22 protein-coding genes, 1 tRNA gene and 3 pseudogenes are annotated in these 26,933 nt (G+C 58.3%); 6 read left to right on the top strand and 20 right to left on the bottom strand.

Annotated features, from left to right (window positions below):
- Positions 1 to 149 precede the first annotated feature (149 nt).
- From MGEO_RS09465 to MGEO_RS21160, 4 genes and pseudogenes are all read left to right on the top strand, one after another.
- Positions 150 to 1,010: a type IV pili methyl-accepting chemotaxis transducer N-terminal domain-containing protein gene (locus MGEO_RS09465; protein ID WP_233139791.1), complete on the top strand. Its 861-nt coding sequence runs from the start codon at positions 150 to 152 to the stop codon at positions 1,008 to 1,010.
- A gap of 13 nt (positions 1,011 to 1,023) precedes the next feature.
- Positions 1,024 to 4,959, top strand: a complete 3,936-nt coding sequence (locus MGEO_RS09460) for a response regulator (protein ID WP_158091002.1) — start codon at positions 1,024 to 1,026, stop codon at positions 4,957 to 4,959.
- Between the two features lie 10 nt (positions 4,960 to 4,969).
- Positions 4,970 to 5,995: a pentapeptide repeat-containing protein gene (locus MGEO_RS09455; RefSeq protein ID WP_085636465.1), complete on the top strand. Its 1,026-nt coding sequence runs from the start codon at positions 4,970 to 4,972 to the stop codon at positions 5,993 to 5,995.
- Between the two features lie 64 nt (positions 5,996 to 6,059).
- Positions 6,060 to 6,164, top strand: a pseudogene (locus MGEO_RS21160) (transporter substrate-binding protein); the annotation flags it as partial.
- Between the two features lie 11 nt (positions 6,165 to 6,175).
- Here MGEO_RS21160 and MGEO_RS09450 read toward each other — a convergent pair.
- Positions 6,176 to 6,349: pseudogene (locus MGEO_RS09450) on the bottom strand (transposase); the annotation flags it as partial.
- Positions 6,350 to 6,408: 59 nt separating this feature from the next.
- Between MGEO_RS09450 and MGEO_RS09445 the strand changes: the two are divergent.
- Positions 6,409 to 6,607, top strand: a pseudogene (locus tag MGEO_RS09445) (transposase); the annotation flags it as partial.
- Between the two features lie 237 nt (positions 6,608 to 6,844).
- Here MGEO_RS09445 and MGEO_RS09440 read toward each other — a convergent pair.
- Both MGEO_RS09440 and MGEO_RS09435 read right to left on the bottom strand, forming a co-directional pair.
- A complete protein-coding gene (locus tag MGEO_RS09440) occupies positions 6,845 to 7,474 on the bottom strand; it encodes a hypothetical protein (RefSeq protein ID WP_085636464.1) in 630 nt (209 codons plus the stop codon).
- Between the two features lie 317 nt (positions 7,475 to 7,791).
- Positions 7,792 to 8,499, bottom strand: a complete 708-nt coding sequence (locus MGEO_RS09435) for an IS6 family transposase (protein ID WP_085636463.1) — start codon at positions 8,497 to 8,499, stop codon at positions 7,792 to 7,794.
- A gap of 245 nt (positions 8,500 to 8,744) precedes the next feature.
- On the opposite strand from MGEO_RS09435, the gene MGEO_RS09430 reads away from it, so the two are divergent.
- Entirely contained in the window at positions 8,745 to 9,371 is a 627-nt protein-coding gene (locus tag MGEO_RS09430) for a hypothetical protein (RefSeq protein ID WP_143746259.1), read from the top strand.
- A 351-nt stretch (positions 9,372 to 9,722) separates the two neighbouring features.
- Here MGEO_RS09430 and MGEO_RS09425 read toward each other — a convergent pair.
- The 17 genes from MGEO_RS09425 to MGEO_RS09345 all read right to left on the bottom strand — a co-directional run bounded on the left by MGEO_RS09425 (position 9,723) and on the right by MGEO_RS09345 (position 26,890).
- Positions 9,723 to 9,812: transfer RNA gene (locus MGEO_RS09425), tRNA-Ser, on the bottom strand.
- A 70-nt stretch (positions 9,813 to 9,882) separates the two neighbouring features.
- A complete protein-coding gene (locus MGEO_RS09420) occupies positions 9,883 to 10,257 on the bottom strand; it encodes a hypothetical protein (RefSeq protein ID WP_085636461.1) in 375 nt (124 codons plus the stop codon).
- Positions 10,257 to 10,985 carry an alanyl-tRNA editing protein gene (locus MGEO_RS09415; protein ID WP_085636460.1) on the bottom strand — a complete coding sequence of 243 codons (729 nt, stop codon included), beginning with the start codon at positions 10,983 to 10,985 and terminating at the stop codon, positions 10,257 to 10,259. The genes MGEO_RS09420 and MGEO_RS09415 overlap by 1 nt, the downstream gene beginning before the upstream one ends.
- Positions 10,982 to 13,357 carry a DUF3772 domain-containing protein gene (locus MGEO_RS09410; protein ID WP_085636459.1) on the bottom strand — a complete coding sequence of 792 codons (2,376 nt, stop codon included), beginning with the start codon at positions 13,355 to 13,357 and terminating at the stop codon, positions 10,982 to 10,984. The genes MGEO_RS09415 and MGEO_RS09410 overlap by 4 nt, the downstream gene beginning before the upstream one ends.
- Positions 13,354 to 14,388: a cysteine synthase A gene (locus MGEO_RS09405; RefSeq protein ID WP_085636458.1), complete on the bottom strand. Its 1,035-nt coding sequence runs from the start codon at positions 14,386 to 14,388 to the stop codon at positions 13,354 to 13,356. Before MGEO_RS09405 ends, MGEO_RS09410 begins: the two co-directional genes overlap by 4 nt.
- 53 nt (positions 14,389 to 14,441) lie before the next feature.
- Positions 14,442 to 15,578 (bottom strand): NUDIX domain-containing protein, encoded by a 1,137-nt coding sequence (locus MGEO_RS09400; RefSeq protein WP_085636457.1) that lies wholly within the window; start codon positions 15,576 to 15,578, stop codon positions 14,442 to 14,444.
- 6 nt (positions 15,579 to 15,584) lie between these two features.
- Positions 15,585 to 16,025 carry a TrgA family protein gene (locus tag MGEO_RS09395; RefSeq protein WP_085636456.1) on the bottom strand — a complete coding sequence of 147 codons (441 nt, stop codon included), beginning with the start codon at positions 16,023 to 16,025 and terminating at the stop codon, positions 15,585 to 15,587.
- A gap of 1 nt (position 16,026) precedes the next feature.
- On the bottom strand, positions 16,027 to 17,235 hold the full coding sequence (locus MGEO_RS09390; protein WP_085636455.1) for an SAM-dependent methyltransferase: 1,209 nt from the start codon (positions 17,233 to 17,235) through the stop codon (positions 16,027 to 16,029).
- Positions 17,236 to 17,400: 165 nt separating this feature from the next.
- On the bottom strand, positions 17,401 to 18,816 hold the full coding sequence (locus MGEO_RS09385; protein WP_085636487.1) for a cryptochrome/photolyase family protein: 1,416 nt from the start codon (positions 18,814 to 18,816) through the stop codon (positions 17,401 to 17,403).
- A gap of 131 nt (positions 18,817 to 18,947) precedes the next feature.
- Entirely contained in the window at positions 18,948 to 20,147 is a 1,200-nt protein-coding gene (locus MGEO_RS09380; RefSeq protein WP_085636454.1) for an aminotransferase class V-fold PLP-dependent enzyme, read from the bottom strand.
- Positions 20,148 to 20,264: 117 nt separating this feature from the next.
- Positions 20,265 to 21,908: a BCCT family transporter gene (locus MGEO_RS09375; RefSeq protein WP_085636453.1), complete on the bottom strand. Its 1,644-nt coding sequence runs from the start codon at positions 21,906 to 21,908 to the stop codon at positions 20,265 to 20,267.
- A gap of 81 nt (positions 21,909 to 21,989) precedes the next feature.
- Complete coding sequence (locus MGEO_RS09370; RefSeq protein ID WP_085636452.1) at positions 21,990 to 22,403, bottom strand: universal stress protein; 414 nt, start codon at positions 22,401 to 22,403, stop codon at positions 21,990 to 21,992.
- Between the two features lie 295 nt (positions 22,404 to 22,698).
- Entirely contained in the window at positions 22,699 to 23,688 is a 990-nt protein-coding gene (gene acuI, locus MGEO_RS09365; protein ID WP_085636451.1) for an acryloyl-CoA reductase, read from the bottom strand.
- Positions 23,689 to 23,767: 79 nt separating this feature from the next.
- Positions 23,768 to 24,871 (bottom strand): dimethylsulfoniopropionate demethylase, encoded by a 1,104-nt coding sequence (locus tag MGEO_RS09360; protein WP_085636450.1) that lies wholly within the window; start codon positions 24,869 to 24,871, stop codon positions 23,768 to 23,770.
- 80 nt (positions 24,872 to 24,951) lie between these two features.
- The gene (locus tag MGEO_RS09355; RefSeq protein ID WP_085636449.1) at positions 24,952 to 25,461 is read right to left on the bottom strand and encodes a DinB family protein; all 510 of its coding nucleotides are present in this window, start codon (positions 25,459 to 25,461) and stop codon (positions 24,952 to 24,954) included.
- 1 nt (position 25,462) lies between these two features.
- Entirely contained in the window at positions 25,463 to 26,146 is a 684-nt protein-coding gene (locus MGEO_RS09350) for a DUF1326 domain-containing protein (protein WP_085636448.1), read from the bottom strand.
- A 12-nt stretch (positions 26,147 to 26,158) separates the two neighbouring features.
- Positions 26,159 to 26,890, bottom strand: a complete 732-nt coding sequence (locus MGEO_RS09345; RefSeq protein ID WP_085636486.1) for a DUF2182 domain-containing protein — start codon at positions 26,888 to 26,890, stop codon at positions 26,159 to 26,161.
- Between the last annotated feature and the right edge of the window lie 43 nt (positions 26,891 to 26,933).

The raw sequence follows: 26,933 nt of genomic DNA, 5'->3' as shown, positions 1-26,933 counted from the left end.
GCTGAGCTTGGGATTCATCAGGAGAGCGAGCTGCAAGCTTCAATATCAACGCCCGTTGGAACACGGCCATGAACAAGAATTCTGCCAACAAAACGGGAAATGGTGGAATGGTGTCTTCCCGGAAGCTCTTCAAACGCCGGGCGATACTCATGGGCGGGGGCATCTTTGCCTCGATGCTTTTTGTAAATCCGACGGATCTCCTCGCGCAAGCAGAGCATTCTGATGGGCCCCGCAGAATCAACTTGTCAGGCCGCCAGCGGATGCTGATCCAGCGAGCCGGAAAGTTTGTCTGTCTTGCCTATCAGAACCCCGATCCAGCCCCACTTCTTGCGGCCGCTGCAGAGACACTGGCGCTTCATCAGACAGCCGAAGCTGGGCTGAAGGACGGAGACGAAGAGCTCGGACTTGAGCCGGAAACCAATACCTCGGTTTTGAGTGCGCTGACACGAGCAAACAATGCGTTTGCCCCGTTTGGTCAGACCATCCGTGATGCAATCGAGCGCCGACGCGTCGAGCAAGAGCATCTTCAAGCGATTTCGGACCTCAACGGTCCTGCCCTTACCGAAATGGATGCCGCGGTCAACCTGATCGAGAGAGTTTACAAAAGCGCAGAGCTATCCGAGCAGATGGCAATGCTCATCAATATCTCGGGTCGACAGCGCATGTTCAATCAAAGATTGGTTTTGCTGTCATGCCTGACGCGGAGTGCCGCAATATCAGGTGACGCTCGCCAGGAACTTTTCAGAACCATGTACAGGTTCAGCCTATCGCTGAATATTCTGAACCGGGTAACCCCCGGAGCGCTGCAAGGTGCAAAATCACAGCCGATCATTGAACGTCTCAACTCAGTTCAAGTTGACTGGGCGGCGCTAAGGGAGCGTCTCTCAACGGACCTACGGATCACAGAAGACGGGTCCGTAGAACAAATCCTGCATCGCAACGAAAGAGCAGAAGAACTTCTCACGAGGATGAACGAAATCGTCCTGCTCTATGAAGAGGCCGCCGAATGAAGGAAACCCAGATATGACGACTGAAAGGCAAACACCACGACTGGGGTTGACGATCGGCACCAAGCTGGCGGCGATCAGCATAGTCATATCCATGGCTGCTGTCTGTATCGCGGCCGTATTGGCTGGATACTCGTCAAACGAAGCCCTGAAGCGTGCGGCGTTCGAAAGACTGACAGCCGTCCGTGAACTTAAGGCGCAGCAAATTGAAGGCTATTTTTCGCAAGTCGAGAATGAGCTCAGGTTTCTATCACAAAGCGCATCGTTGAAAGATCATCTTCAACAACTTCGGCGAGGGATCGTTTATCTGAAGACATCCGAAGATCTTGTAGCGCAAGACTATCAAGACGATCTGATTCAATTCTATCTCGAGGACTTTCGTGGGCGGTATGAGGCGGAAACAGGAACCCGCGCCGACGACGCGGTCATTGATAGCTTGTTGCCAAATGATCCCTTGGCGGTATTTCTTCAGAACCAGTACATTGTTGATCCACGACTTGTGAATGAGTCGCAGTTTGAAACATATTTTGGGTCTGCATTTTCAAGATTGGATCAGCCATTAAACGAATTTCAGAACGAATTCGGTTTTTACGACGTTTTTCTGATCGAGCCTGATGATGGGCGCATCGTGTACTCCGTTGAACGTGAAATCGATTTTGGCACGAGCCTATTCTACGGCCCGCATTCAAACACGAACCTCGCACGAGCAGTAACGGCAGCGATGGCTGCCAGACCTGGTCAAGTCATCTTCGCCGATTTCGAACCGTATGTCCCCTCATTCAATGCACCGGCGGCTTTCGCCGCTCTGCCCGTTTACGATGGGCCAATGCCGATTGGGGTGCTTGCCGTACAACTTCCTCTCAGCGGGATCAACGCGATCATGACTTCCAACGAGGCATGGAGCGATGTTGGTTTGGGTGAATCTGGCGAAACATACCTTGTTGGCCGTGACAAGCTATTGCGCAATCAGTCAAGATTCCTGATCGAAGATCGCGAAGAGTATCTGAAGTTGATCGGAGAGGTTGGCAGTTCGAGCTCGATCGTAGAACAGATTGAACGCACCAACAGTTCGGTCGGCCTGCAAGAGGTCGACACTATTGGAACGCGGGCAGCTCTCGCAGGAAGCACCGGAACAGAAATCTTTCCCGACTACAGAAATGTCGAGGTCTTGTCCTCTTATCGTCCGCTTGAGTTGTCGGGACTAGATTGGGTCATTATGAGCGAGATCGATCGCGAAGAAGCCCTGCGCGATGCGGACCAACTGATTGACCGACTGATCTTGGTTGCCTCGATAGTTCTGGCCATCGCAATTTATGCTTCCTATCTATTTTCAATTTCGCTTACAAGACCGCTTAGATTACTGTCTGGCAGCGCCACGAGATTAACTGCTGGTGAATTGGACGAGCCCATTAAGGCGCAGACAAGCGACGAGATAGGCGACCTCGCGCAGAATTTCGAAGCGTTACGCCTATCGATCATTCAGTCTCTTGAGGAAGTTGAAAACCAAAAGTCGAACTTGGAAACAACCGTGGCTGCTCGGACGACCGAACTAGACGAAGCATCGGCTCAGCTTCAGCTTGCGTTGTCGAATATGTCGAACGGCATCTACATGCTCGATGCCGATATGAATTATGTCCTGGCAAATGAGCGTTACACCGAAATGTTTGCTCTACCGCCACGTCTGGTCGAACCAGGACAGCCTGAAGAGGAGGTCATACGCTGGCACGCTGAAAACGGTGACTACGGGCTCGGAGATACTGAACAGCTAATTCGTACACGGATGGAAGCTCTCGCCGAGGGTCACTCGTCGAACGTTGTCCTAAGTACCGCGGCAGGTCGAACGATTGAAATCAGGACGACGCCAATCAGCGGCGGAGGACTGGTCGGGGTCGTCACGGATATCACTGCAATTAAGCGCAATGAGGCCGAGCTCCTCAAGCAGAATGAAAACCTGAAGAAGATACAAAGCGATCTCGCGTTCAGTGAGCAGAGAATATCGAAGATTATTGAAGCCAGTCCTGTTGGTATCGTTTCAATCAACAGAAAAGGGACCATTGAGACATTCAGCTCGGCTGCTGAGCAGATATTTGGTTTCTACGCGTCGGACGTCATCGGAAAGAACATCAAGATCCTGATGGAAACACACGTGGCCGTTGAGCACGACCTTTATCTCGAACGCCGTATTCATGGCGCGTCGTCAACGGTCGTTGGTCAAAGTCGGATCGTCAACGCCGTTCGAAAAGATGGGTCGGTATTTAAATTGGAAGCGCGGGTTGAAGAAGTTCAAGTCGGAGATGAAATCTTCTATATCGGGCTTGTTGAGGACATAACTGAACGCCTTGAACTGGAACGGCAAGCCGAGGAGGCGCGTGAGCAAGCCGAACGAGCCAATGAAGCCAAGAGCGCATTCCTTGCAAATATGAGCCATGAACTTCGCACACCGATGAATGCGATCATTGGATACTCAGAGATGTTGGCGGAGGATGCAGAAGATGACGGGCTGGAAGAGATGCTCGGCGATCTGAACAAGATCACCACCGCTGGCAAGCATCTATTGTCCCTGATCAATGACGTTCTCGACCTATCCAAGATCGAAGCTGGAAAAATGGAACTTTTCCTTGAAGACATCACTGTCAAGGATATTACCGAAGACGTTGCAAGTACAGCACTCAGCCTTATCGAAAAGAATGCCAATGAACTCATTCTGGATATCGATCAGGATTTAGGCACCATGCATGGCGATGTAACGAAAATTCGTCAGATTCTCTTCAATCTGATCTCCAACGCAGCGAAGTTCACAAAGCAAGGAAAGATTACTCTTGTCGCAAACGCGGCCTCCATATCGAATGAGCCTGCAATTCGGTTTGCTGTTACCGATACAGGAATCGGTATACCTGAAGACAAAATTGAGCATATCTTCTCGGAGTTTTCTCAGGCGGATGAATCTACCACACGCGACTATGGCGGAACCGGCCTGGGGCTCGCGCTCGTGAAGAGATTCTGCGAAATGATGGGCGGCAGCATTCGTGTCGAAAGTACTATTGGAAAGGGTTCGAGTTTTATCGTCACGCTGCCGAGGAAAGTCAAAAAGAAGCATGCAGGTCTTGAAGAGGAGGCGAGCATTTCGGATGCAACGCCCGAGCATTTTTCATCGGGCTCGGATACAAACACCTCTTCAAATCAACCAATTGAAGAGGCATCATCTCTGAACACTGTCCTTGTAATTGATGATGAGGCATCAGCTCGAGAACTGCTCAAGAAACGCCTGGAAGCAGAGGATTGTAAAGTTCTATTAGCCAAGAATGGTGGCGAGGGCCTGGAACTTGCGGCGAAGCACCACCCTTCTCTCATCACACTCGACGTCATGATGCCTGGAATGGACGGCTGGACAGTGCTCCGTAAGCTGAAGGCTGACATCAACCTCAAGGATATTCCGGTAGTCATGATTTCGATGGTTGGAGACAAGGCCATGAGCTATTCACTTGGTGCCGTAGAATCTCTTCAAAAACCTGTTGACCGAGGCAAGCTGTCGGGGCTTGTCAAAAAGTATGCGTCAAAAGGTCAAAAGACAGCACTGGTCGTTGAAGACGATCCGGCTGCCCGCGAAACCATGGTGCGCACGCTTCAAGGCGATGGCTGGAAAGTCGATGAAGCGGAGAATGGCAAAATAGCACTTGGAAAAACAGAACAACATGAATTCGAACTTATTCTGCTTGATCTTATGATGCCGATAATGGACGGTTTTGAGTTTCTCGAGCGCCTAAGATCAAGCGAACACCCGTCAGCCAATAGCCCAATAATTATTGTTACAGCGATGGAACTGAACGCCGAAGACCACAAACGCCTACAGTCTAGCGTTAGCGATGTCGTGCAAAAGTCTGGCGGAGATGTGGAGGGCGTATTGGAAGAAATACTCTCGCTAATTCATCGATCGAGCGTAAGGGAGTCTTGATTTGAAAGAAATGGTTGGCAAACAGGCTCATAGGCTTGATGAGGCATTACAGGCACTTAAAGGTGAAATAACGAACTGGGAGCTTTTCCTCTCAAGTCACCATGATATTTCTACCGTCTTCGCTGGGGCCGACCTTTCCGAGGTAGACCTAGCAGAACGCAACCTTTCGGGATTTGACCTCACCGGCACAGACCTCTTCGAAGCCAGACTGTCATCTGCAAACTTAAAGCACTCAAAAATGGATCGCGCGGAGCTTTCAGGGGCGGATCTTTCACGCGCTGGACTTTACAAGGCGAAACTTACCGCAGCCACTTTGACAGCTGCGAACCTTGAAGGCGCCGACTTGACACAGGCTGATCTTTCTGGCGCAGACTTGCGTGGCGCAAATCTTGTGGGGGCGGATCTCACTGGTGCGGACCTTAGTAATGCAAACCTAGCAAATGCCGACCTTCGAAATACCTGTCTAGAAAATGCAAATATCTCTTGCGCTTCACTCTGCACAGCTCGAGTTGAAGGGGCCAATGTGACCGGCGTGGTCTATGGTAAACTTAGAGATATGAGCGGATGCTATCTCGGGATTCGCGGCCTTGACTCGGTTTACGGTAACGCGCTGTTTGTACGAGACGCCAGAGATCAAGACTACATAGATACACTGGAAGCTTCTATTTCAAAGATGCCCAAGGGATTTGCCAAGTCCGTCGAACTGGCATTGTTCAGAGCATGGGGGCTTTTTGATCATGGACGTAGTCTTCTGAAAGTTGGAATTTGTGCATTCGTTCTCGCGACACTTTATGGAGTTATTTATTCGTTCGATATGTGGCTAGGGTGGGGTATGCTTGACTACTCAAACTCGGCACAAAGCTGGTTTACGCCCTTCTACGTTTCTCTGGTTACATACACGACACTGGGATATGGAGACGTAACAGCTGAGAACGTATACGGGGAAATTCTGGTCATTAGCGAAGTGGTTTTGGGATATTTTACTCTTGGCCTTCTTCTCTCGATCATTGCAAACACAATTGCTCGACGGAGCTAGCAATATGCTGTGATTAATCTGGAGCAAGACGTTCAAGCGCATTCGCTTTGGCAAATTTGCCGCCATGTTGATTGGCTTGTCCTCTCCCGTCGCAGCCCAAGACTGTCAGATCAAGGTTGGCGTACTGCACTCGGTGTTCGGAACGATGGCGATCTCGGAAACCACTCTTAGTGTCGGGATTCATAGCCAGTAGATCACAATAGCAGCGAGTGCGATTGCTGAGAGGAAGACCTTAGGACAGCGGTCATAGCTTGTTGCCACGCGTCTCCAATCCTTGAGCCGGCCAAACATGATCTTGATGCGGTTGCGCCGTTTGTATCGGCGCTTGTCGTATTTGACTTTCGTCTTTCTGGACGTGTAGCGGATTGATACCGCTCCTTTGATAGCATTCATTGCGACAAAGGAGACAGACTATGGGAACGAAAAGAACGGACGAGTTTCGTGCCTGATGCGGTATGGATTGCGCTTACAAGCGGGCTGACACGGCGGCAGGTGGCGTCAGATTTGGGCGTTGGCTTGTCGACATTGAACAAGTGGGTGACGGCGCATCGTGACACCGACGTTTTGTCCGACAAAGATCTGGAACTTGCGCGTGAGAATGAACGGCTTCGTTGAGAAAACCATATCCTTAAGGAGGAGAGGGAAATCTTAAAGAAAGGCAACGCAGCGGCCTTGGTCGCGGGACATCACAACCTGAGCCTGAAGTCCTTCGCAAATCGTCTCCGAAAAGCAGGCAAACCCCACAAGGTCATTATCACAGCCGTTGCCAGAAAGCTGGTCACCATCGCGAATGCATTGTGCAAAAGCCGTCAGAAATGAGCGCCTCCTACGACCTGGCAGATTCAGTTTTTAGTGAGGCGAAGAGGAAACTATGTCTTTCCATTCCTTTATCAATTGATTTGGAATCTCAACTTCAGACGATACAGCAAGCTGCCCTGATGCTCGCGTGACATAATCGAAGTAGACTTCGCCATCAGCGTCGGCGCTCCAGCGCTTTGGGCAATTTACATCGATTATTAGTTTTCCCAGACTTACTCCCGTCGCTTTATTGGCAAAAAAGATTCTATGTAACTCTTCCAATCTGGACGACTGATCTGGGAGTGATTTATCGAAAACAAGAAACATTATGTCACAAAATTTAGTTAGCGCCATCTCTGGAACGCGCTCTTTTAATTCTGTTGTCCCTGGCTGCTTCTCCAGAATAGCGTGTATCTTGGCCATAATTTCAGCCTCCTCTTCAACACCCTCTCCAGGTGTTTCAAATGGCTCAAGTTCGAGGGTCAAACCCTCCTCAACAGCAGAAATACAAGCTAACTCTCGAACCTTACATTCGACTGAACTGACCAAAGCTATGTTTTTTGACCCAACGATCGAGAGTAATTTTTTGAACTGCTCCCGGAATATGGCTTCAATCATGGGCTCAAGCTGCTTCGGAAGCTCCGGCTGAGACACAACGCCAATTCTGATAACATTTCTCATACGCTAGTGGCCCTCCTCGGGAATCCGATCTGACTGAATCACTCCCATTTATAGCGAGTGGCAAGATGGTAGTCCTTCGACGGGACCATTTTGTTTGATAACTCATGTGGCACTCTGAGGAAATCAGCGACAAGCCCTGCCTGACCTAGGCCTCCGTGCAGAACTCCTTGCCCAGTAGAGACTATCGAGGCATCACAGATGGTTTGTCGGAAATTGGCAGTTCCCACCCACCTACTTGAGAACAAATCAAAAACATCACAAAATGGTGCTGTCAAACTAATGCGAACCCGTCTCTGCCAGGACAGCAACGCTGTCCCTTATGCCGCGCAGAGACTACGCCACTCGGCAAGAGCGGCGGTTCTGTTCTGCTTGAAGTGATCTCGTTTCGAGAGGCTGCGATCTTTGTTGAAGTGGTTGAAGACGGAGGAATGGACGGACACGAATTTCTGCAAACTTCGCATTCGCCGAAAGCGTTGCATCGCGCGTTCTCGTCGTCGGAATGGAAGATGTGAGTTCTCGACCCTATTGTTAAGCCAACGACCACAGGCTTGCCGGTCTTCACATCCCATGTCGCGAAGTGCGGCTTTGTAGGAAGCAAGCCGATCCGTGACCAGCACTTCTGGCTGACCATATCGCCGCATCAATTTCCTGAGCATTTTCAATGCAGCGCGCTTGTTTCTTCGCTTCGTAACGACGCTCTCAAGCACCTCGCCTTCGTGATCTACGGCTCGCCACAGGTAATGCCGCTCGCCGCTGATCTTCACGAAAACCTCGTCCACGTGCCATTGCCATGGCGAAAAAGCGCGTAGCTGCTGAACACGCCGCCGCCGGATCTCCGACGCAAACATCGGGCCGAACCTGTTCCACCAGAAACGAATGGTCTCATGGCTCACATCGATGCCCCGCTCGTGCAGCAGGTCCTCGACATTTCGAAGTGAAAGCGGGAACCGAACATACAGCATCACCGCCAGGCGAATGATCTCGGGGCTGGTTTTAAAGTACTTGAAAGGAGAGCTTTTGGTCATGGCCAGAGGCTACGCAAGCCCCCTGCCCGCCTCAAGACAAGTTCCTCTGACAAGACCATCATTCCGGCGCGACCCGCGTCGCTCCGCTGACGGGCAAGCTGCGCGATGACACCGGCGACCGGCTGACCCCGACCTACACCCGGCGGCACGGACGGCAGATCCGGTACTATGTCTCGAACCGGTTGATCTCGGGCGGCACAGATCCCCAGGGATGGCGGCTGCCGGCTCAGGCGCTGGAACGGGCCGTGGCGGACGTCATCAGTCGACACCTCGTCGCACTCGCCCGCTCCCACCGGATCTGCGCGGAGGCGGACCTGCAGCGGGGCAACGCCGTCAGGGACAGGGTGCGCCACCTCGCCGCTCGGCTCACAAGCGGCACGCCTCGTCTCCTCGACGCGCTTTTGGCCGAGGGGTGCATCGAAAAGAACCGTATCGTCCTGAGGCTGCAGGCCCAGGCGCTCGCCGAAGCACTCGATCGCCATCCGAACGCGATCAATCCGTTAGCCCTCTCGATCGAGGCCCCCTTCGCCCTTCGGCGTCGGGGCGTGGAAGGCAAGATCGTCGTCGGGGAGCGCGCGCCGCAGCCCGATAGCACGCTGCTGCGCGCCCTCTCGCAGGCCCATGCCTGGGTGGCCGATCTGCGCGGTGGCAAGCCCCTCGGCGAGATCGCCGCCGCAACACGGCATTCCGAGTCCTACATCCGCACCCGGGCGCAGCTGGCCTTCCTGGCGCCTGCCATCCAGGGCGCTATCCTCGAGGGGCGCCAGCCTGCCGACCTGACGCTCGAACGGATCATCCGCAAACCCGTACCGCTGGACTGGGACGCGCAGGTCAGGTTCTACGGGTTCGCGCAGAACCCGCGACATCCCTGATCCGCAAACGGCGTTCCCTGTTCCCGCGGAAAAATTCCCTGATAATCGCGAAAATGTTCCCTGTTATTTTCCGCAGGGAATTCTTGCGCAACTCATTGATAAAACGAGCAGATTCAGAGAGAAAAACTGCTCAAAACGCTGAAACTTGAAGAATTTCCCTGTAAATTCCCTGTTAGCAGGGAAATTTGGCGCCAACCGAAGCGCGTGATGGTGCCTCCGGAGACAGTCCGCAGAAATCGCGCCAGGTCACGGGATTACGGTAGTCTCTCTGGCAGATGGCATAGTCCAAGCGCCCGGAAAAACGGGAAAAAACAGGCAAAGAAGGACTGATCTGACAGAGATAGGGGTGGGTGGCGGACAGGAAGGGATTCGAACCCTCGAGACGGTTTCCCGCCTACGCACTTTCCAGGCGCGCGCCTTCGACCACTCGGCCACCTGTCCGAGGCGGTGTTTAGAAGAAAGCGCTGGGGGGATGCAAGGGCGATTGTTGCGATTATTCCGAAGACTTGGTTCAGGCCCGTTTCATGCGATGTGCCGACCACAGAAACACAACGCCCACCGCAACTTCCAGACCGGCCGCGCCAAGGATGGCGGGACGCGCGATGCCCGAGGCCCAGTCATGCACCCCGGTCGCTGCAACTGCCAGGAAGGCCAGCCCGGTCAACAGACACAGGCGGGACAGAAACGGCCCCGACTCCAGCGAACGTGCCATGATGAGCAGCGCGCCCAATGCGAGCAACGCCGGAGAAAACCTGCGGGCTGGAAAGTCCATGCCTGACACATACTCTGTTGCGTAGAACTGGAAATACGCCTGAGGGGCGACCATCAGCAGCGCACCGATCAGAGCAACAAAAAGACCCGTCGCCAGCAGAAGCGCCCGTACCATCAGGTTTCGAGCGCGATGTTCACGCGGCGGTTCTGTTTGCCCTTGTTTTCGATCTTGCCGAAAACGATCCGTCCGATCTCACCGGTGCGGGCCACATGGGTGCCGCCGCAGGGCTGAAGATCAACCTGCTCATCACCCTCTCCGATCCGGATCAGCCGCACACGCCCGCTCCCGCGCGGCGGCTGGACCGACATTGTCTTGACCAGCGATGGCGTTGCATCGAGTTCCTCGTCCGTAATCCAGCTGGCGCTGACCACAAGGTCCCGATCAATCAGCGCATTCAGCGCGTCTTCAAGGGCGTCGCGGTCCTCGGGCGGTTCCGGCATCATGAAATCGAGCCGACCGCGCCCTGCCCCGATCGACCCACCGGTGACCGGCAGCGGGATCACGACGGACAGCAGATGCAGGGCGGTGTGCATGCGCATGTGTTTGTGGCGCCGCTCCCAATCAAGGCGCTGAACCACGTGCGCGCCGACGGGCGGCACCTGCGACGGCTCCGAGGGCACCAAAACACTCTCTCCGGCAGGCCCTTTGACCGTTGTGGCAATCGGAAGGCTCTGCCCATCCCAATCGATCCAGCCGCTGTCTCCGGGCTGCCCACCGCCCGTGGGATAGAACACCGACTGATCGACGATGATGCCACCCTCTTCGGTGTAGCCAAGGACACGCGCCGCCAGTTGTCGGGCATAGGGGTCGGTGCGATATACGGGTTCGGCTGTCTCGGTCACGCGGAATGCTCCTCCGGATCGGTTTCGGACACGGGCGCCGGTGCTGCGGGTTTCTGCGCCGCGCCACTCAGCGCTTCGGGATTCCGCAGCCAGATATCCCGCTGGGCAAACGGAATCTCGATCCCCTCTTTCTTGAAGGTCTCGGCGATCTGATGGTTCACCTCGGTTTTCACCACGAGGATCTTGGTCACGTCCCGCAGGATCATACGCACATCGAAATCAAGCGAATCCGCGCCGAACCCTTTGAAATGCACAAACGGTTCGGGGTTCATCAGCACCATGTCGTGATTGCGCGCGATCTTGTAGAGGATTTCCTCGACCTTGCGCGTATCGGTGCCATAGGCGACGCCGACATCAACGACCAGACGGCCAAGCGTGTTGCCGCGTGTGTAGTTGGTCACCGAATTCGACACGAGATCGGCGTTCGGCACGATGACCTCTGTCCGGTCGAAGGTCTCGATCCGGGTCGAGCGCACCGAGATATCCCGGACCGTCCCGTGCTGACCGTTGACCTCGATCCAATCCCCTTCCGAGATTGGCCGTTCGATCAGCAGGATGATCCCGGATACGAAATTCTGGACGATGTTCTGAAGGCCGAAGCCGATCCCGACCGACAGCGCACCAGCGACAAAGGCAAGCGCCGTCAGGTCGATCCCGGCCGCTGTAATGGCGATCAGAACCGACAGGAATACCCCGAGATACCCCATCCCCGACACGATGGCGGTCTGTCCGCCCTTGTCGAGTTTCGTCTTGGGCAGAACAGAGCCGCGAAGGCCGCTCTGCAGAAGCCGGGTGAGCGTATAGCCGATCAGGAAGACGACGATGAAGGTCAGAAAGTCCGTCGGGGAAATCTGCGTCTCACCAATGCGGTAACCGGCCTGAAACCGCGCCCAGAGTTCCGTCAGATCGGCGACGCGTGCACCCCAGATCAAAGCCAGAACCGGCAGGGCCGCCAGCGTCAGTACCGTCCCCGAGACCACCGGGATCAGGCTCTGGCTTTCATCAAGCTGACCGCCCGTAATCAGGTGATAGATATCCCGCATCAACCGCTGACACATCAGCAGGAAGGCAAACAGCCCCAGCGTCATCACTGTCGGGAAGATCATCGCCTCGGCTATGTTGAAATACCCGATGGCCGACAGGATCGGTCCCACGACCCCAACCAGCATCGCCGCCTGACCGGCCATCCGCGCCAGCCGTGAAGGGAAGCTCAGATAGGCGCTCTCTTCCTGTGGCGCGTCCTCGGGCAGGTCGTGCGGCCCGGCGTGCCGCAGGATCTGACCAAGGCGGAACAGAACAAGCCCACAGAGCAGATGAATGACAAACCCCAGAACGGCCTGCGTCTCGACGGCCCATTCCCCGATCTCGACCAGATACGAGAACAGCTGGTTCAGCGCCAGCAACCAGGACAGGGAATTGACGTAGTAGCGCGCCTCGGTCCGCCGCTGCTGAGACAGCGCAATCGTGTTGATCTCATCATCCGTTGAAAAGGTCTCTGCCGCCAGCCAACGCGCGACCAGGACCACGAACAGGATCAGCGGCAGGACAAAGATGATCTCTGACCCGCGTGCGCCCAGCAGGCCGCCAAGATTGATGGCAACGACCAGAAGAATAAGACCGCCAACCGGGAGCATGAGGCGCAGAAGCGACAACAGCGTGCGCCAGACCCCGGTGCCGCGCCGTGTCTTGTTCCGCAACCACGCACCAAGACGGTCGATCAGCTTCGGCGCACGGAACAGAAGAAGAAATGCGAATCCAAACAGAAGCAGGATCAGCGGCAGCTGATCGGTCAGCGCCTTTCGCCGGACATCGCTGTTCCAGTTGGCAAGCGCTTCCGATGCAATCTCGGTGAACGGCTGCACGAGGCTGGTCAGCGCGGGCGCCCAGTGCTGCGGATTGAACGGCCCCGGTCCGCGCTGCAACAGCCGCTCGGTCTGGCGCGACCGAATGATCTCGTCGATCTCCGCAATCAGGCCGTCGGCCCGGTTATACGCCTCTTCAGCCCGCAGCAGAGGGGCCTGCAGTTCGTTGATCTGTCGTTGCAGTTCCGCACGGCGCGCGGTGATCTCGGGCGGCTCTGATCCGTCTTCCGGTGCCTGCCCCAAAGCCGCCAGTTGCGACTGCAACGTGGTCAGCCGCGGATCTCCCGCGTTCTGCTGTGTCAGCAGCCTGTCTCGGAAGATCGAGACCTCGGACCGCAACGCTTCCAGCGCCTCGGTCGAGGCGTCGGCATCGGCAACCGCCTCTTCGGCGCGCGTGGCAACCTCCTCCCAAACATCATAGCTGATCTGTTCGGGTTGGGCCCAGACCGCCGGAACGGCGAGAAGAAATAAAAGCGTTGCTGCGCGGAGTGCTGCGAACAGCCGTGTCATGCGTCCTCGAAGACCGTTGGAATATCCTGCGGTGCGCGATCAAGCCACTCTGGAACCGGGAGACCCTTTTCCCGCAGGAAGGTTGGATTGAACAGTTTCGACTGGTACCGCGTGCCGTAGTCGCACAGGATGGTCACAATGGTGTGTCCCGGCCCCAGTTCGCGGGCCAGACGGATCGCACCGGCAACATTGATGCCGGACGAGCCCCCAAGACACAAACCTTCTTCGGCAAGAAGATCGAATACAATCGGCAGCGCCTCCGCGTCCGGGATCTGGTAGGCATAGTCGGGTTTGAACCCTTCAAGGTTTGCCGTCACACGCCCCTGCCCGATGCCCTCGGTGATGGACCCGCCTTCGGATTTGAACTCACCGGTGGTGTAGTAGGAATAAAGCGCGGCCCCCATCGGATCGGCCAGACCGATCCTGACGCCTTTCGGCTGCAATGCTTCCGCGACACCCGCCAGAGTGCCGCCAGAGCCAACCGCGCAGATGAAGCCATCGACTTTGCCTCCGGTCTGCTCCCAGATCTCAGGGCCGGTGGTTTCGATATGAGCCTGGCGGTTGGCCACGTTGTCGAACTGGTTGGCCCAGATCACACCCTCATTGCTGCGCCGCGCCATTTCCTCGGCCAGACGACCGGAATAGCGCACGTAGTTGTTGGGGTTCTTGTAGGGTGCCGCCGGCACCTCGACCAATTCCGCTCCGGCAAGCCGCAGCATGTCTTTCTTTTCCTGGCTCTGCGTTTCCGGGATGACGATGATCGTCTTGAACCCCATCGAAGCGCCGACCAGCGCCAGCCCGATCCCCGTATTGCCAGCGGTGCCTTCGACAATCGTCCCACCCGGACGCAGCGTGCCTTTGGCGATGGCATCCTTGATGATGTAAAGCGCCGCACGGTCTTTGACCGACTGACCGGGGTTCAGAAACTCGGCCTTTCCCAGAATGGTACAGCCGGTTTCTTCGCTCGCTTTGCGCAGCTTGATCAAAGGAGTGTTGCCGACTGCCTCGGCCAGTTCGCCTGCAAAACGCATGGTGCCCCCGCTAGATGTCTTCAGACCGGGTGTAGGCGGGCTGCACCCGGAACTCAAGAAGCGGCGCGCAATCGGCCGCGTTCCGCCGCCAGCCAATACAGCATCATGATCAGTGGACCCGCATTGATCTCACCGGACTTCACCAGCGCCATTGCATCGTCAAATGACATCACGTGACTCCGGATATCCTCATGCTCAGAGTCCAGTCCACTTGCTGATGCAGTGAACTCAGAAAGGTCAGCAAGACCAAGAAAACAGTGAAAAAACTCTGTTGAATACCCCGGGGACGCATAGACGCGAACCATCGGCTCCAGCGGTCCGAGAATCAGACCGGCCTCCTCTTCGGCCTCGCGGCGCGCGGTATCTGCCGGGTCTTCGCCAGCATCGACAAGACCGGCAATCGGCTCGAACACCCAAGGGCAAGGATCGTCCCGCCACATCGGCCCAAAGCGCAGTTGCTCGATCAGCAAGATGTGATCGGTTTTCGGATCATATGGCAACACCAGAGCGGCATCGAACGCCAGAAACGCCTCACGCGTCACTCGCGGACTGCGGCCTCCGTCGAAGCGACGGTGGTCGAAATTGAACTCGGACAGTTCAAAAAAACCGCGATAGCCATCAAACCTGTCGTGAATCGTGACATCCCCGGCCCCGGGCGCATAGCGACGTGTGGCCGGTCCCGCATTCTGGCGCGCCATGATCCGCGCCCAATGCCGTGCCATCATGAAGGGCCGAAGCGCCGTTGCGGTCTCGGCGTCATACCGCGCCCGTCGCGCCATCACATCACGGGCCGCACCGACGGCCATTTCGCCCCAGACACGCTCCCAATCCCCAAGCACCCAATCGGCGCCAGCCTCCTGATCCGCCGACATCGGGTAGAAACAGAGCGCCGTTTCGCGTCCGTTGCCGGTATCGACCAGAACTTCACTCAGATGATAAGAAAACGCGCCTTCGTAATAATTTAGAAAGTCTTCTTCATCTTCCGTCACAGTATCAAGAAGGAGTCCTCGCGTATCATGCCCCTCCTCCTGCGCAATCATCGGGTACGCTTCGTTCCGAACCCAAGACACCCGATGACCCCGCAAAACCGCTGGCCGCAAACGTGCGTCCAAACCACCCGGCTCTGCATCGAGCACGGCCTCCAGAAGCGGCACATGGCACAGCGTTCCGTAAAAAAACAGAGAGCTCAAACCGGGTTATTTCCAGCTTCGCGCGGCATATTCCGAAAAATAGCCGGTCAACAAAGCACCAATCAGGAAGGTTGCGATCATCATCGGGTTGATCAGAATGGCCCCATACTCGATCCCGATCTCGAAAATCGCTGAAAACGCCTCGACCGGACCGTCAAAGCGGCGTTTCATCGACTGGTCGAACATTTCAAGACAGGCGTGAAAGAACACTGCCCAGAAGATCAGCGCCGCAACGCCTGTCAGCCCATTTGCGATGGCGTCCTTGGTCCCGCGACCCGCGCGCGTCCCGACGACAATCCAACCGACAACCGCTCCGACTGCTGCATTGAATTCAGAAAAACGGCCCCATTCCGAAATTCCGGGAAGCAGCGTTTTCACCAGTTCAGACGCCAAAAAGCCAAGCGCGGCCAGACACAAGGCAGCGACGGCTTTGGCGGCGGTGGGCATTTCAGGTTGGTCTCGTGATCGTAATCTGCGTTACGTCGCAGTTTCCGCTATGGAAGGTCGCCGCGCAAGAGGTCAGGTAAAAATTCCACATCCGGCGGAATCTTTCGTCGAAACCGAGCCTGGCCACCTGATCCCATTTTTCGTTGAACGTCTCGTGCCAGCGCCGCAGCGTCTGGCTGTAGCTCTCCCCGAATTCGATCGAGCGCGCCACATCAAGACCGGCCGCCTCGATCTCCTGCCGCAATACACCGGGGCTGGGAAGCATCCCCCCGGGAAAGATATATTTCTGAATAAAATCAACGCCCCGATTATAAATCTCCCAGCGCGATTCCTCGACGGTGATGATCTGCAGCGTCGCGTTCTTGCCCGGCTTCAGGCAATTCTTCACCGATTTGAAATAGGTCGGCCAATATTTCTGCCCCACCGCTTCGAACATCTCGATCGACGCGATGCCGTCATATTGGCCTTTTTCATCCCGGTAATCCTGCAACTTGAAAGTCACACGATCCGACAAACCGGCCTTCGCAATCCGGTCCACCGCGTATTTATACTGCTCTTCACTGATGGTGAGGCCCGTGACCTTGAGCCCCCGTTCCTTCGCCGCGTATTCGGCAAAACCGCCCCACCCACAGCCAATCTCCAGCACATGATCGCCAGGTTGCGCGCCCATCTGATCGACCATGCTTTTGTACTTGGCTGTCTGCGCCTTTTCCGTGCTCTCCTGCCCGGTCTCGAACAGGGCCGAAGAATAGGTCATCGTCTCGTCCAGCCACAGAGAATAGAAATCGTTGCCCAGATCGTAATGGTAGCTGATGTTCTTCTTCGCCTGACGCTTTGAGTTGGACTGCATCCAGAAGCGCAACTGTTCGTACCAGCGGACAAATTTCATGCCCGGAAAGCTGTCATAGACATCGTTGTTGTCGCCATGCACGAAATCCATGAACGCCTGCAGATCCGGTGAGCTCCACCACCCCTCGAGATAGGCGTCGCTGAAGCCCAGATCGCCGTCGCGGATCAATCGCGCGAACAGATCGGTGTTGTGCACATGCACCTCGGCCACCGGACCCGGCTCCTTGCCCTCGGCCCGAAAATGGCGACCGTCCGGCAGGATGAAATCAATCCGTCCCTTTTGCAGCCTGTCCGCTATCGCAAAAACCTGAGCGAAATAGCGCGGCAGATTGGATTGAGTTTCGGTCGATGTCAGGATCATGCAAGTCTTCCGCTGTCTAAGTCACGTGACACTAGCCATAGCCGGCCAAGGCAGGCAAGTGTTAACCCTAGGTAGTCCACCCCCGGCAAAGACAAGATATAACGGACGTTAAGTCACGGAATTTGTTCATCTTGCGATAATTTCCGCGCTGCGGTTCAAAGCGCCTCAGAAATCCCGGTTCTCGTAGGCAGCCAGCGCACGCTTCCGACCTTCCTCCGGTGAGACGATCGGGCTGGGATAGACGTCATCGGGCGTCATCTTCCAACGACGGGGAATGGCCTCGAAATACTTCAGCGCATCGTCATGCGGCCGCCTGTAGCCCTCGGCGATCCAGCGGCTCACATAACCCCGATCCTTGTCGAACTTGTCAAGCTGCGTCACCGGGTTGAACACCCGGAAATAGGGCGTGGCATCGGGGCCGGAACCCGCCGACCACTGCCATCCCATCGCGTTCGACGCCGGGTCCCAGTCGATCAGGCAATCCTCGAACCACCGAAGGCCGATCTTCCAGTGGCACATCAGGTGCTTGGTCAGGTAGCTGGCCACGATCATCCGCCCGCGATTGTGCATCCGCCCGGTGACATACATCTCGCGCATCGCCGCATCGACGAAACGGATGCCCGTGCGCCCCTGTTTCCACGCCTTGACCTCGGCTTTCCGCTCGTCCTCGTTCCACAGGAATGCCGCCCATTCCTCGCGCCAGTTGTCGGTCAGGATGCGCGGTGTGTGCCACATCAGGTGATAGGCAAACTCGCGCCAGACCAGCTCTTTCAGAAAGGTCTCCGCCCCGGCCTTACCCTCTTCCATGGCCCGCTGCCCGGCATGCCAGCACTGCGCCGGGCTGATTTCGCCCAGCGCGAGGTTTTCTGACAGGTTCGATGTCCCGTCAACCGCAGGCAAATCACGCGTCACGTCGTAGCGTGCGACCTTCGACGCCATGAACGCCCCCAGCCGCGCCTGCGCCGCCTGCTCGCCCAGTTGCACAAACGGGCGCACCACGTCCGCCCCCCGGTTCATCGCCGCGCCAAGCGCCCAATCCTCCAGCACCTCGCTGTCGGGCCAGGTGTCCGGCGCAGGCAAAGCCGACGGCGCCGCGATGGGTGCCTCAACCGACCGGTCGCGCACCGATTTCCAGAACGGCGTATAAACCTTGTAAAAGGTCCCCTGCCCGGTTTCCACAGTCCACGGCTCGAACATGAGATGCCCGGCAAAGCTCTTGGCCTCGATTCCCAAATCCTTGAGCGCCGCCTTCACATCCGTATCCCGCTCGACCGAAGCCGGGTCATAGGCCCGCTGCCAATAAACCGCCCCCGCTCCAAGCTCCTGCGCCAGCGCCGGGATCACCGCGCGCGCGTCGCCTGACCGCAGGATCAACCGGCTGCCTTTGCCCTCCAGCACCTCGGCAAAATGCCCAAGCCCAAGGCCGAGCCGCCATTTCGGCGCAGCGCCCAGCCCATCGACCAGGGCGTCGCGCAGAAACACCGGGATCACCGGACCGCCGCGCGCCACCGCCGCCGTCAGTGCCGCGTGATCGCTCAGCCGCAGGTCGCGCCGGATCCAGACCAGTGTCGGAGATGTCATCTGCTGCCCCTCGGAAATGCGTTTTCCGGCCACGTAGCCGCGCCGCGTCAAAGGTCAAACGCCTTTCAGGTCTTCTCTGTTTCCCAAATACCTCGGGGGAGTCCGCCGCAGGCGGACGGGGGCAGAGCCCCCTACAGCACCGCGTCCAGTGCCTCGATGGCCTTCGTCACCTCGGCCTCCGACGTGTAATGCACGAAACTGAGGCGCAGCACGCCCTTGTTCATATCCACACCCATCGCTTCGAGCGCACGCACCGCATAGAAATCGCCGCCCCCGCACATGACGCCGTGCTGCGCCAGCTCAGCCGCCACATCTTCGCCCGGGCGGTTCAGCGCCAGTGCCACTGTGGGCGCGCGCACAGAGGCATCCGACGGCCCGATCAGCCGCACGGAATTGCGGTCCTTCACAGCATCCAGCAACGGCTGCAAGAGAGCCACCTCATGCGCCCGCATGACATCATGCACCCCATGCGCGGACACCCCATGATGCGCCGCCAGCGCATCCATGTAATCCGCCATCCCCGCACAGGCCGCCACCTGCGCATGATCCGGACCCGCAGGCGTAAACCGTTTGTAAAGCGTGCCCGCGTTGAAATAGTGACCCTGGTTCGGCAGGAGCTGCCCCAACCCGCGCCGCATCACCATGATGCCCTGATGCGGGCCATAGGTCTTGTAGCTCGAGAACAGATAGATATCCGGGCCTAGATCCCCCACATTCACAAAGCCATGCGGCGCATAGCTCACCCCGTCCACACAGACGAATGCGCCCGCCGCGTGGCACATCGCAGTGATGTCCAGAACCGGGTTGATCTCACCCACGACGTTCGAGCAATGCGGAAAACAGACCAGCCGGACGTTCTCATCCAGCATGTTCTCCAGTTCATCCGTGTCCAGATGCCCGGTGTCCGGATCCACTTTCCATTCCCGAACCTCGATCCCCTCATCCGCCAGCCTCCGCCACGGCCCGGTATTGGCCTCGTGATCCTGATTGGTGACGATGATCGCCTCACCGGGTTTCAGGAACTGCCGGAACGCCTGCGCCAACACGTAGGTGTTCTGCGTGGTCGACGGACCAAAGCTCACCTCATCCGTTTCGACCCCGAGAAGCGTCGCCAGCCGTGACCGCGCCTCGTCCATCTCTTCCCCACCCAGACGCGATGCCTCGTACGGCGCATAGGGCTGCACCTTGCGCTCATGGTAGAACCGGGTCAGCCGGTCAATCACCTGACCACAGGTGTAAGAGCCGCCCGCGTTCTCGAAAAACGCCTGCCCCTGAAGCGAAGGCTCGGAAAAGGCCGGAAACTGTGCCCGGACGAAGTCGATATCAAGCATATGGATCTCCCTTGCGGGCAAGTGACCCCGCCGCGCGCGCAGGGTCAAGAGACCGAACACAGAAAACCCCGCCCCGGCACACGCCGGGACGGGGCGCGATGATCCGATACGATCAGCTCAGAGCGCGCGTCGCTCCGCAAGCAGACCTTTCCAGATCGCCCAGCACATGATGAGCAGCACGACCGTGAACGGCAGACCGGTGGAAATCACCATGGATTGCAGCGACTGCAAACCGCCCGCCGACAGCAGCAGAACGATGGCCACGGCGCCTTCGAAGATGCACCAGAACACCCGCTGCGGCACCGGCGCATCGACCTTGCCCCCTGCCGTGATCGTGTCGATCACCAGCGACCCCGAATCCGAGGAGGTCACAAAGAACACGATCACCAGAATGATGCCGATAAAGCTGGTGATCCCGGCCAATGGCAGTGCATCCAGCATCTTGAACAGCTTCAATTCAAGCGGAGCTTCCTGCGCCGCCGTGTATCCGTCCTGCACAACCTGCTGGATCGCCACGCCGCCAAAGACAGACATCCACAGCACGCAGACCAGCGACGGGATGAGCAGCACGCAGATGACAAACTCGCGCACCGTCCGGCCCCGGCTGACACGGGCGATGAACATGCCCACAAACGGCGACCAGCTGATCCACCAGGCCCAGTAGAACGAGGTCCAGCCCTGGCTGAAGTTGACATCCTCCCGACCCACCGGGTTCGACAGTGCCGGCAGGTATTGCAGATAGGCGGCAAGATAATCGACAAATCCGGTCAGGATGGCCAGCGTCGGCCCGGCAAACAGCACAAACAGCAGCAGAAGTGCTGCCAGCCCCATATTGATCTCCGACAGAACTTTCACCCCGCCATCCAGACCGCGCACAACCGAGATCAGCGCGACGGCCGTAATGGCCGAGATCAGGATCACCTCCGTGCTCGGACCAACCGGCACACCAAAAAGCTCGTTCAGACCGGCATTGGCCTGCGTGGCCCCGAACCCAAGCGATGTCGCCAGACCGAACAGCGTGGCAAAGACCGCCAGAATGTCGATCACGTGGCCCGGCCAGCCCCAGACCCGGTCCCCCAGCAGCGGATAGAACGCCGACCGGATCGTCAGCGGCAGACCCTTGTTGTAGGAAAACAGCGCCAGTGCCAGAGCCACAACCGCATAGATGGCCCATGGGTGCAGCCCCCAGTGGAAGATTGTCGCTGCAAAGGCCAGACGGATGGCAGCCTGCTCATCCCCGGCTGCCGCCCCCAAAGGCGCCCAGTCCGTGCGCACGCCTCCTTCCGCGGCCGTGCCCCCCATCGATGAGCCGAAGTGGCTCATCGGTTCGGACACACCGTAGAACATGAGCCCGATGCCCATACCCGCGGCAAACAGCATCGCGAACCAGCCCACATAGGTGTAATCCGGCGTCGCCTCCGCACCGCCAAGCCGCACCGATCCGACCGGCAACACGATCAGCAGCAGGCAGAACAGCACAAATATGTTCGCCGACCCGAGGAAGAACCAGTCAAATCCCTTGGTGACCGCGCTGAACATCCAGCTGAACGCGGCCCCGGCCTGTTCCGGAAGCGCCAGCGTATAAAAGACAAAGGCAATGATGCTGATCCCGGACACCAGAAAGACCGGGTTATGAATATCGAGCCCGAACGGCCCGATCTGCGTTTCGATATTGTCCTGACCGATCTCGTAGTCGGTCTCGATGATCTGGGACGTCCCCTCCGGTTCGGGTATCCCCTGACTTGCTGAAGTGTCGGCCATGAACAGGCCCCCCTGATTGAATTTTTCTCCGATTATGTCTCGTGACCTACGCCTGAAACCAGCTTCGGTTCCCCTCTGGCGCTAGCGCACCACCATGACGGACACCTTTGCCCGCCGCGCCACCGTCCCGCCGTTCGATGGCCAGACATAGTCCGACAGGTTTGGTATGTGGCTTGCCATGACCACCAGATCGGCTCCGGTATCCTCGATCGCCCTGAGCAGAGTCGGATCAAGGTCCACCGCAGGGTCATGGCTCGTCAGCGCCAGCCCTTCCGAGGGCACCCCGGTGGTCTCGGCCTGAGAAGCGGCAAAGCTCTCCATTTTTCGGGCGAATTCCTGCGGCGTGTGCGCCACCGATCCCGGCGTCGCCGCCGACACCCCGACATAGACAAGGCTCGCACCGTAACGCTGCGCCAGATCGGCGGCACAACGCAGCGCGCGGTCAAGCTTGTCTGCATGCGCCAGGTCGACGGGCACCATGATTTTCGTGAACACTCTCGTCCCTCCTGCGTGTCTTGCCAGCATGCCTGGCACACTGGACTTCGGGCTCAGAGGATGACGGGCGGCCCCCGTCTTTTCGGTGTGCCTGCTGGCCCCCGGTTGCGGTGCCGATGGGCTCCGCAATGGTCCAACCCTAAACGGAACCGCCGCCCCGATGCAAATCGGAGCGGCGATCCATGTCGTTTTTGCGACATTCGGCTCTCGCGAAATCCCCTTAATTCAAAGGGTGATTTCGGCGTATCTGTCTCGAAATGGTCGTTTTCAGACCACGCCTTGCGAAGACCTCCCGTCAGCCCGCAGCCACGTCGACCACAACGCGACCCTTGACCTGGCCCTTCAGAATATCCGCCCCGAGCTGCGGCAGATCGGCCAGTGTCGCCGGTGTCACCATCGCGTCCAGCTTGTCCATCGGCAGGTCCTTTGCGATCCGCTGCCACGCCCGCACGCGGTTGTCATAAGGCTGCATCACGCTGTCGATGCCCAAGAGGTTCACACCCCGCAGCAGGAACGGAATTACGGTCGCCGGAAGGTTCGCGCCACCCGCCAGACCGACAGCGGCCACGGACGCGCCGTATTCCATCTGACCCAGCACACGGGCCAGCATCGCGCCGCCCACGGCATCGACACAGCCACCCCAGGTCTCGGACTCCAGCGGCCGCTTCACCGTCTCATTGATCTCTTCCCGCGCCACGATCTGCGTCGCGCCCAGCGATTCCAGATAGGCCGCCTGCTCAGGCCGCCCGGTGACCGCCGCCACCTTGTGACCCAGATTGGCCAGGATCGCCGTCGCCACCGACCCGACACCGCCCGCAGCACCTGTCACCAGAACCGGACCCGGCTTGATGCCGTGATCCTCAAGCGCCATCACAGCCAGCATCGCCGTAAAGCCCGCCGTGCCCACCGCCATCGCCTGACGCGTGTCCAGACCTTCGGGCAGCGGCACCAGCCAATCGGCCTTCACACGCGCCTTCTGGGAATAACCGCCATAATGCGCCTCACCGACACGCCAGCCGGTCAGAACCACCTTGTCGCCCGGCTTGTAGCGATCATCGTCCGACGCCTCGACGGTCCCGGCAAAGTCGATCCCCGGCACATGCGGATACTTGCGCACAAGCCCGCCCCCCGGCCCGATGCAGAGCCCGTCCTTGTAGTTCACCGTCGAATACTCGACCGACACCGTCACCTCGGCCTGCGGCAGATCCTCGAGACCGATCTCTTCCACCGCCGCAGATGTCTTGCCGGTCTCTTCGTCCTTGCGAACCATCAATGCCTTGAACATGCCTTGCTCCTTTTCATCTTGCCAATAAACTCCGGGGAGCGTGAGGGGCTGGCCCCTCACTCCCACGATCTCCGCTCACTCAGACCCAGAAGGTCTCCCAGACCTGCGCCGCCCGCACGTCATCCGGAAGCACCACGTCCAGATCGGTGCCCTCATCCCAATGGGTCATCCGCACCATGCCGATGGCCACGTTGGTTCCAAAATCCGGCGACCACGCCGCGCTTGTCACCTGACCCACCTGTTTGTCACCCGCCATCAAGGGCCATGGCCTGTCGCACAGCGGCACCCGATCCCCGTGGATCTCGATCGCCCGGATCTGCCGGATCGGCCCCTCCTGCGCCACCCGCAGCAGCGCGTCGCGCCCCACACAGCCGATCGCGGTCTGCGTGTTGCAGAATTTGCCCAGCCCACATTCATGCGGCGTGTTGTTGTCGGTCATATCATTGCCATAGCTCAGCAGACCACCCTCGATCCGCTCGATCAGGTTGGGGCAGCCCGCATGGACATCCAGATCCTTGCCCGCCTCCATCAGCGCATTCCAGAGCGGCATCCCGATATCGCCGCCCTCGACATAGATCTCGAACCCGCCCTGACGCGAATAGCCAGACCGCGCGACCGCCAGCGACCGGCCCTGAAAATCGAGCATCTTGTAGCGGAAAAACCGGATGTCGCGCACCTGATCGCCAAACACCCGTGCCATCAGGTCGTCGGCTTTCGGCCCCTGCACCGCCAGTGGCGACACATCCGGTTCATCCACAAGCACGTCCAGCCGGAACCCATAGGCCAGCCCCTTCACCCAGTAAAGCAGATCGCTGTCGGCAATCGAGATCCACCACCGGTCCTCGGCCAGCTTCACCGCCACAGGGTCGTTCAGCATCCCGCCCGTCTCGTCGACGATGGGAACGTAATAGCACTGCCCCGGCAGCATCGACCGCAGATCGCGCGGGGTGAGCATCTGCATCAGCCGCCCGGCATCCGGACCGCGCAGCTCGACCTGCCGCTCGCAGGCCACGTCCCAGACCTGCACCGCTTCCTTCAGGTGGCGGTAATCCTCCTCAACAGACCGGAACACAGTCGGCAGAAGCATCCGGTTATAGACGGTATACGCCTTGACCCCGGCAGCCTCATTGCCATCCGAAAAAGGGGTCCGGCGCACCCGCCGGGACGGAGAAATCATAGCCATGCGCACACCTCATGCACAGAACTCGGGATGGTGGGTGGGGCGATGCGCCATGCGCGAGCGCCATCCAGCAGACCGAAAGGTTACAACCAGGGCCCGTCCTCGGGCATGAACAGGATATCGGTGACGGGCGCCTTGGCCCCCGCCGCCGTCAGCATCGCGTGGATCTGCCCGCGATGATGGGTCTGATGATTGAACAGATGCATGACGCACAGATCGAACGGATGCGAGAAATCCCGCTCCGCCATCACCGAACGCCAGTTCACATCTCCCTTGAGATCGACGGCATCGAGATGGTCTGCCCAATGCAGCAGCCGCGCGTCGGTCTTGTAGCGTTCCCCCGCCCAGACCGCCGGGGTTGGCGTCAGTGAAAGATGATCTCCCTCCGGAGCCTCTCCCAACCCGAGACGCGCCATCCACATGCGGTCGGCCCAAAGAATGTGGTTCGCCGTTTTGAAGATCGACCCGAAAAACGCTTTCCGCTCCTTGCGCAGCTCCGCATCGGACAGCGTCTCGAACGCTGCCCGCAACTGCGCGTTCTGCCACGCATTGTACCGCGCCATGGTCACGCAATACTCCGGGAAGATCCGCATCTTACTTGGGACCGTGCCAGTCGATCTGGCAAATCTCGGCGCTGCGTCCGTCGAAATCCCAGACCCGCCCATAGGCGCGCACCTTGCCCTTGGTCGCCGTGGCCACGGTGATATCCGGCCCCATCCAGTATTGGGTGTTGGTGATCACCAGATCCTTGTCCGGATCGGCCCCGCCCACCGGATGCACGATCCCCTGGATCTTGCGCCCCACGGTGATGTGCCGCGTGTTGCCTTCGGTCTCGTAGGTCACCGGCTGACGCTCGGCCCCAAGGAACTCACCCACCAGCACCTGGAACAGGCCCGTCGTACCCTTGGCCGCACCGCTGAACACCTTGACCAGTGCATCGAAGGTCGCATCGTCCGCACGCTCGTCGACGAACAGCGCGACTTTCCAGTTGCCGCGGCTCATCATGCCGGGGATCTCGATCAGCAGGCCGATATTCAGACCCGAGAAGTCGATATCCCCGTAATGACCGGAATCGATCCGCACCCCGCCCCAGGTCTGGCAATGCCCTTCGGTGGGCGGGTGCTTGCCCAGGCTCACAACGCAGGGACAGAACACCGTGCAGTTGCAGTTGAGGATCAGCTCCCCTTTGATGGCCCAGGGCTGAATCTCCGGCCCACGCCGTTCTGCCGCCGGGTGGCGGTTGTCCAGCTTTTGCGCCACATCGATACGATCACTCATCGCGTTTCTCCCTCAAGATCCAAAGAGCGCCACAGCAAGGCCCGACCCGATCAGGACCAGCCCCAGAGGCCGGGTGATCCAGGCCCCGGCGCGCAGTTTTTCCAAAGTCATGACCAGCGTGGCCAGACCCATAAAGCCCAGCGACATCACACCGCCGACAAAACCCAGCAGCATCAGCGCCCAGCAGCAGCCAAGGCACACCGCGCCCAACCGCAGCCCGTTGCGCAAGGCCCCCTCGTCCCAATGCGCCATGAAAAAGGTCAGTGGCATCCGGCACTTGGCCAGACACGCCTCCTTCAGCGCACTGAACTGATACGCTCCGGCCAGCACCAGCAATCCGCCCGACAGCACCGCCGACCGGCTGTCTCCGAACGCGCTCACCCAGCCTTGGCTGAACAGCGCAATCTGCAACCCGGCCGCACCTGCCGAGAATCCGAGCCAAACAGCGAGATATCCCACGAGAAGCGCGCCGAGATCGGTCTCGGTCGACTTCCCCAAATCGTCATAGGTGGCCAGCGCCGGCAGCGCCGTCGGCGCCATCATCGCGCCAGACATCAGACCCCACATGACCCAAAGCCGCAGGAACCCTGCCGCGTCGGGTGTTGTGGTGCAGAACGCCTCCCAGAAATCGCCACCGAAAACACGGGCCACGTCACGCAGATCGGCAGGCACCGCCATCAGGGCCAGCAGAAGCCAGCACAGCAGCACCCCTCCGTAAAGAGCCAGCCAGTGAGGCGCGCTCATCTGTCTGATCCGCTCGGCCAACATGCAAATTCCTCCCGCACCC

This window comes from Marivita geojedonensis (assembly GCF_002115805.1).
Taxonomy (GTDB): domain Bacteria; phylum Pseudomonadota; class Alphaproteobacteria; order Rhodobacterales; family Rhodobacteraceae; genus Marivita; species Marivita geojedonensis.
This window is presented reverse-complemented; position numbering and strand designations above follow the sequence as displayed.

Coding starts and splice junctions, on each gene's coding strand:
- MGEO_RS09465 (WP_233139791.1), top strand. CDS start 150: ATGGGCGGGGGCATCTTTGCCTCGATGCTTTTTGTAAATCCGACGGAT.
- MGEO_RS09460 (WP_158091002.1), top strand. CDS start 1,024: ATGACGACTGAAAGGCAAACACCACGACTGGGGTTGACGATCGGCACC.
- MGEO_RS09455 (WP_085636465.1), top strand. CDS start 4,970: ATGGTTGGCAAACAGGCTCATAGGCTTGATGAGGCATTACAGGCACTT.
- MGEO_RS09440 (WP_085636464.1), bottom strand. CDS start 7,474: ATGAGAAATGTTATCAGAATTGGCGTTGTGTCTCAGCCGGAGCTTCCG.
- MGEO_RS09435 (WP_085636463.1), bottom strand. CDS start 8,499: ATGACCAAAAGCTCTCCTTTCAAGTACTTTAAAACCAGCCCCGAGATC.
- MGEO_RS09420 (WP_085636461.1), bottom strand. CDS start 10,257: ATGGTACGGGCGCTTCTGCTGGCGACGGGTCTTTTTGTTGCTCTGATC.
- MGEO_RS09410 (WP_085636459.1), bottom strand. CDS start 13,357: ATGACACGGCTGTTCGCAGCACTCCGCGCAGCAACGCTTTTATTTCTT.
- MGEO_RS09405 (WP_085636458.1), bottom strand. CDS start 14,388: ATGCGTTTTGCAGGCGAACTGGCCGAGGCAGTCGGCAACACTCCTTTG.
- MGEO_RS09395 (WP_085636456.1), bottom strand. CDS start 16,025: ATGCCCACCGCCGCCAAAGCCGTCGCTGCCTTGTGTCTGGCCGCGCTT.
- MGEO_RS09390 (WP_085636455.1), bottom strand. CDS start 17,235: ATGATCCTGACATCGACCGAAACTCAATCCAATCTGCCGCGCTATTTC.
- MGEO_RS09385 (WP_085636487.1), bottom strand. CDS start 18,816: ATGACATCTCCGACACTGGTCTGGATCCGGCGCGACCTGCGGCTGAGC.
- MGEO_RS09380 (WP_085636454.1), bottom strand. CDS start 20,147: ATGCTTGATATCGACTTCGTCCGGGCACAGTTTCCGGCCTTTTCCGAG.
- MGEO_RS09375 (WP_085636453.1), bottom strand. CDS start 21,908: ATGGCCGACACTTCAGCAAGTCAGGGGATACCCGAACCGGAGGGGACG.
- acuI (WP_085636451.1), bottom strand. CDS start 23,688: ATGTTCAAGGCATTGATGGTTCGCAAGGACGAAGAGACCGGCAAGACA.
- MGEO_RS09360 (WP_085636450.1), bottom strand. CDS start 24,871: ATGGCTATGATTTCTCCGTCCCGGCGGGTGCGCCGGACCCCTTTTTCG.
- MGEO_RS09355 (WP_085636449.1), bottom strand. CDS start 25,461: ATGCGGATCTTCCCGGAGTATTGCGTGACCATGGCGCGGTACAATGCG.
- MGEO_RS09350 (WP_085636448.1), bottom strand. CDS start 26,146: ATGAGTGATCGTATCGATGTGGCGCAAAAGCTGGACAACCGCCACCCG.
- MGEO_RS09345 (WP_085636486.1), bottom strand. CDS start 26,890: ATGAGCGCGCCTCACTGGCTGGCTCTTTACGGAGGGGTGCTGCTGTGC.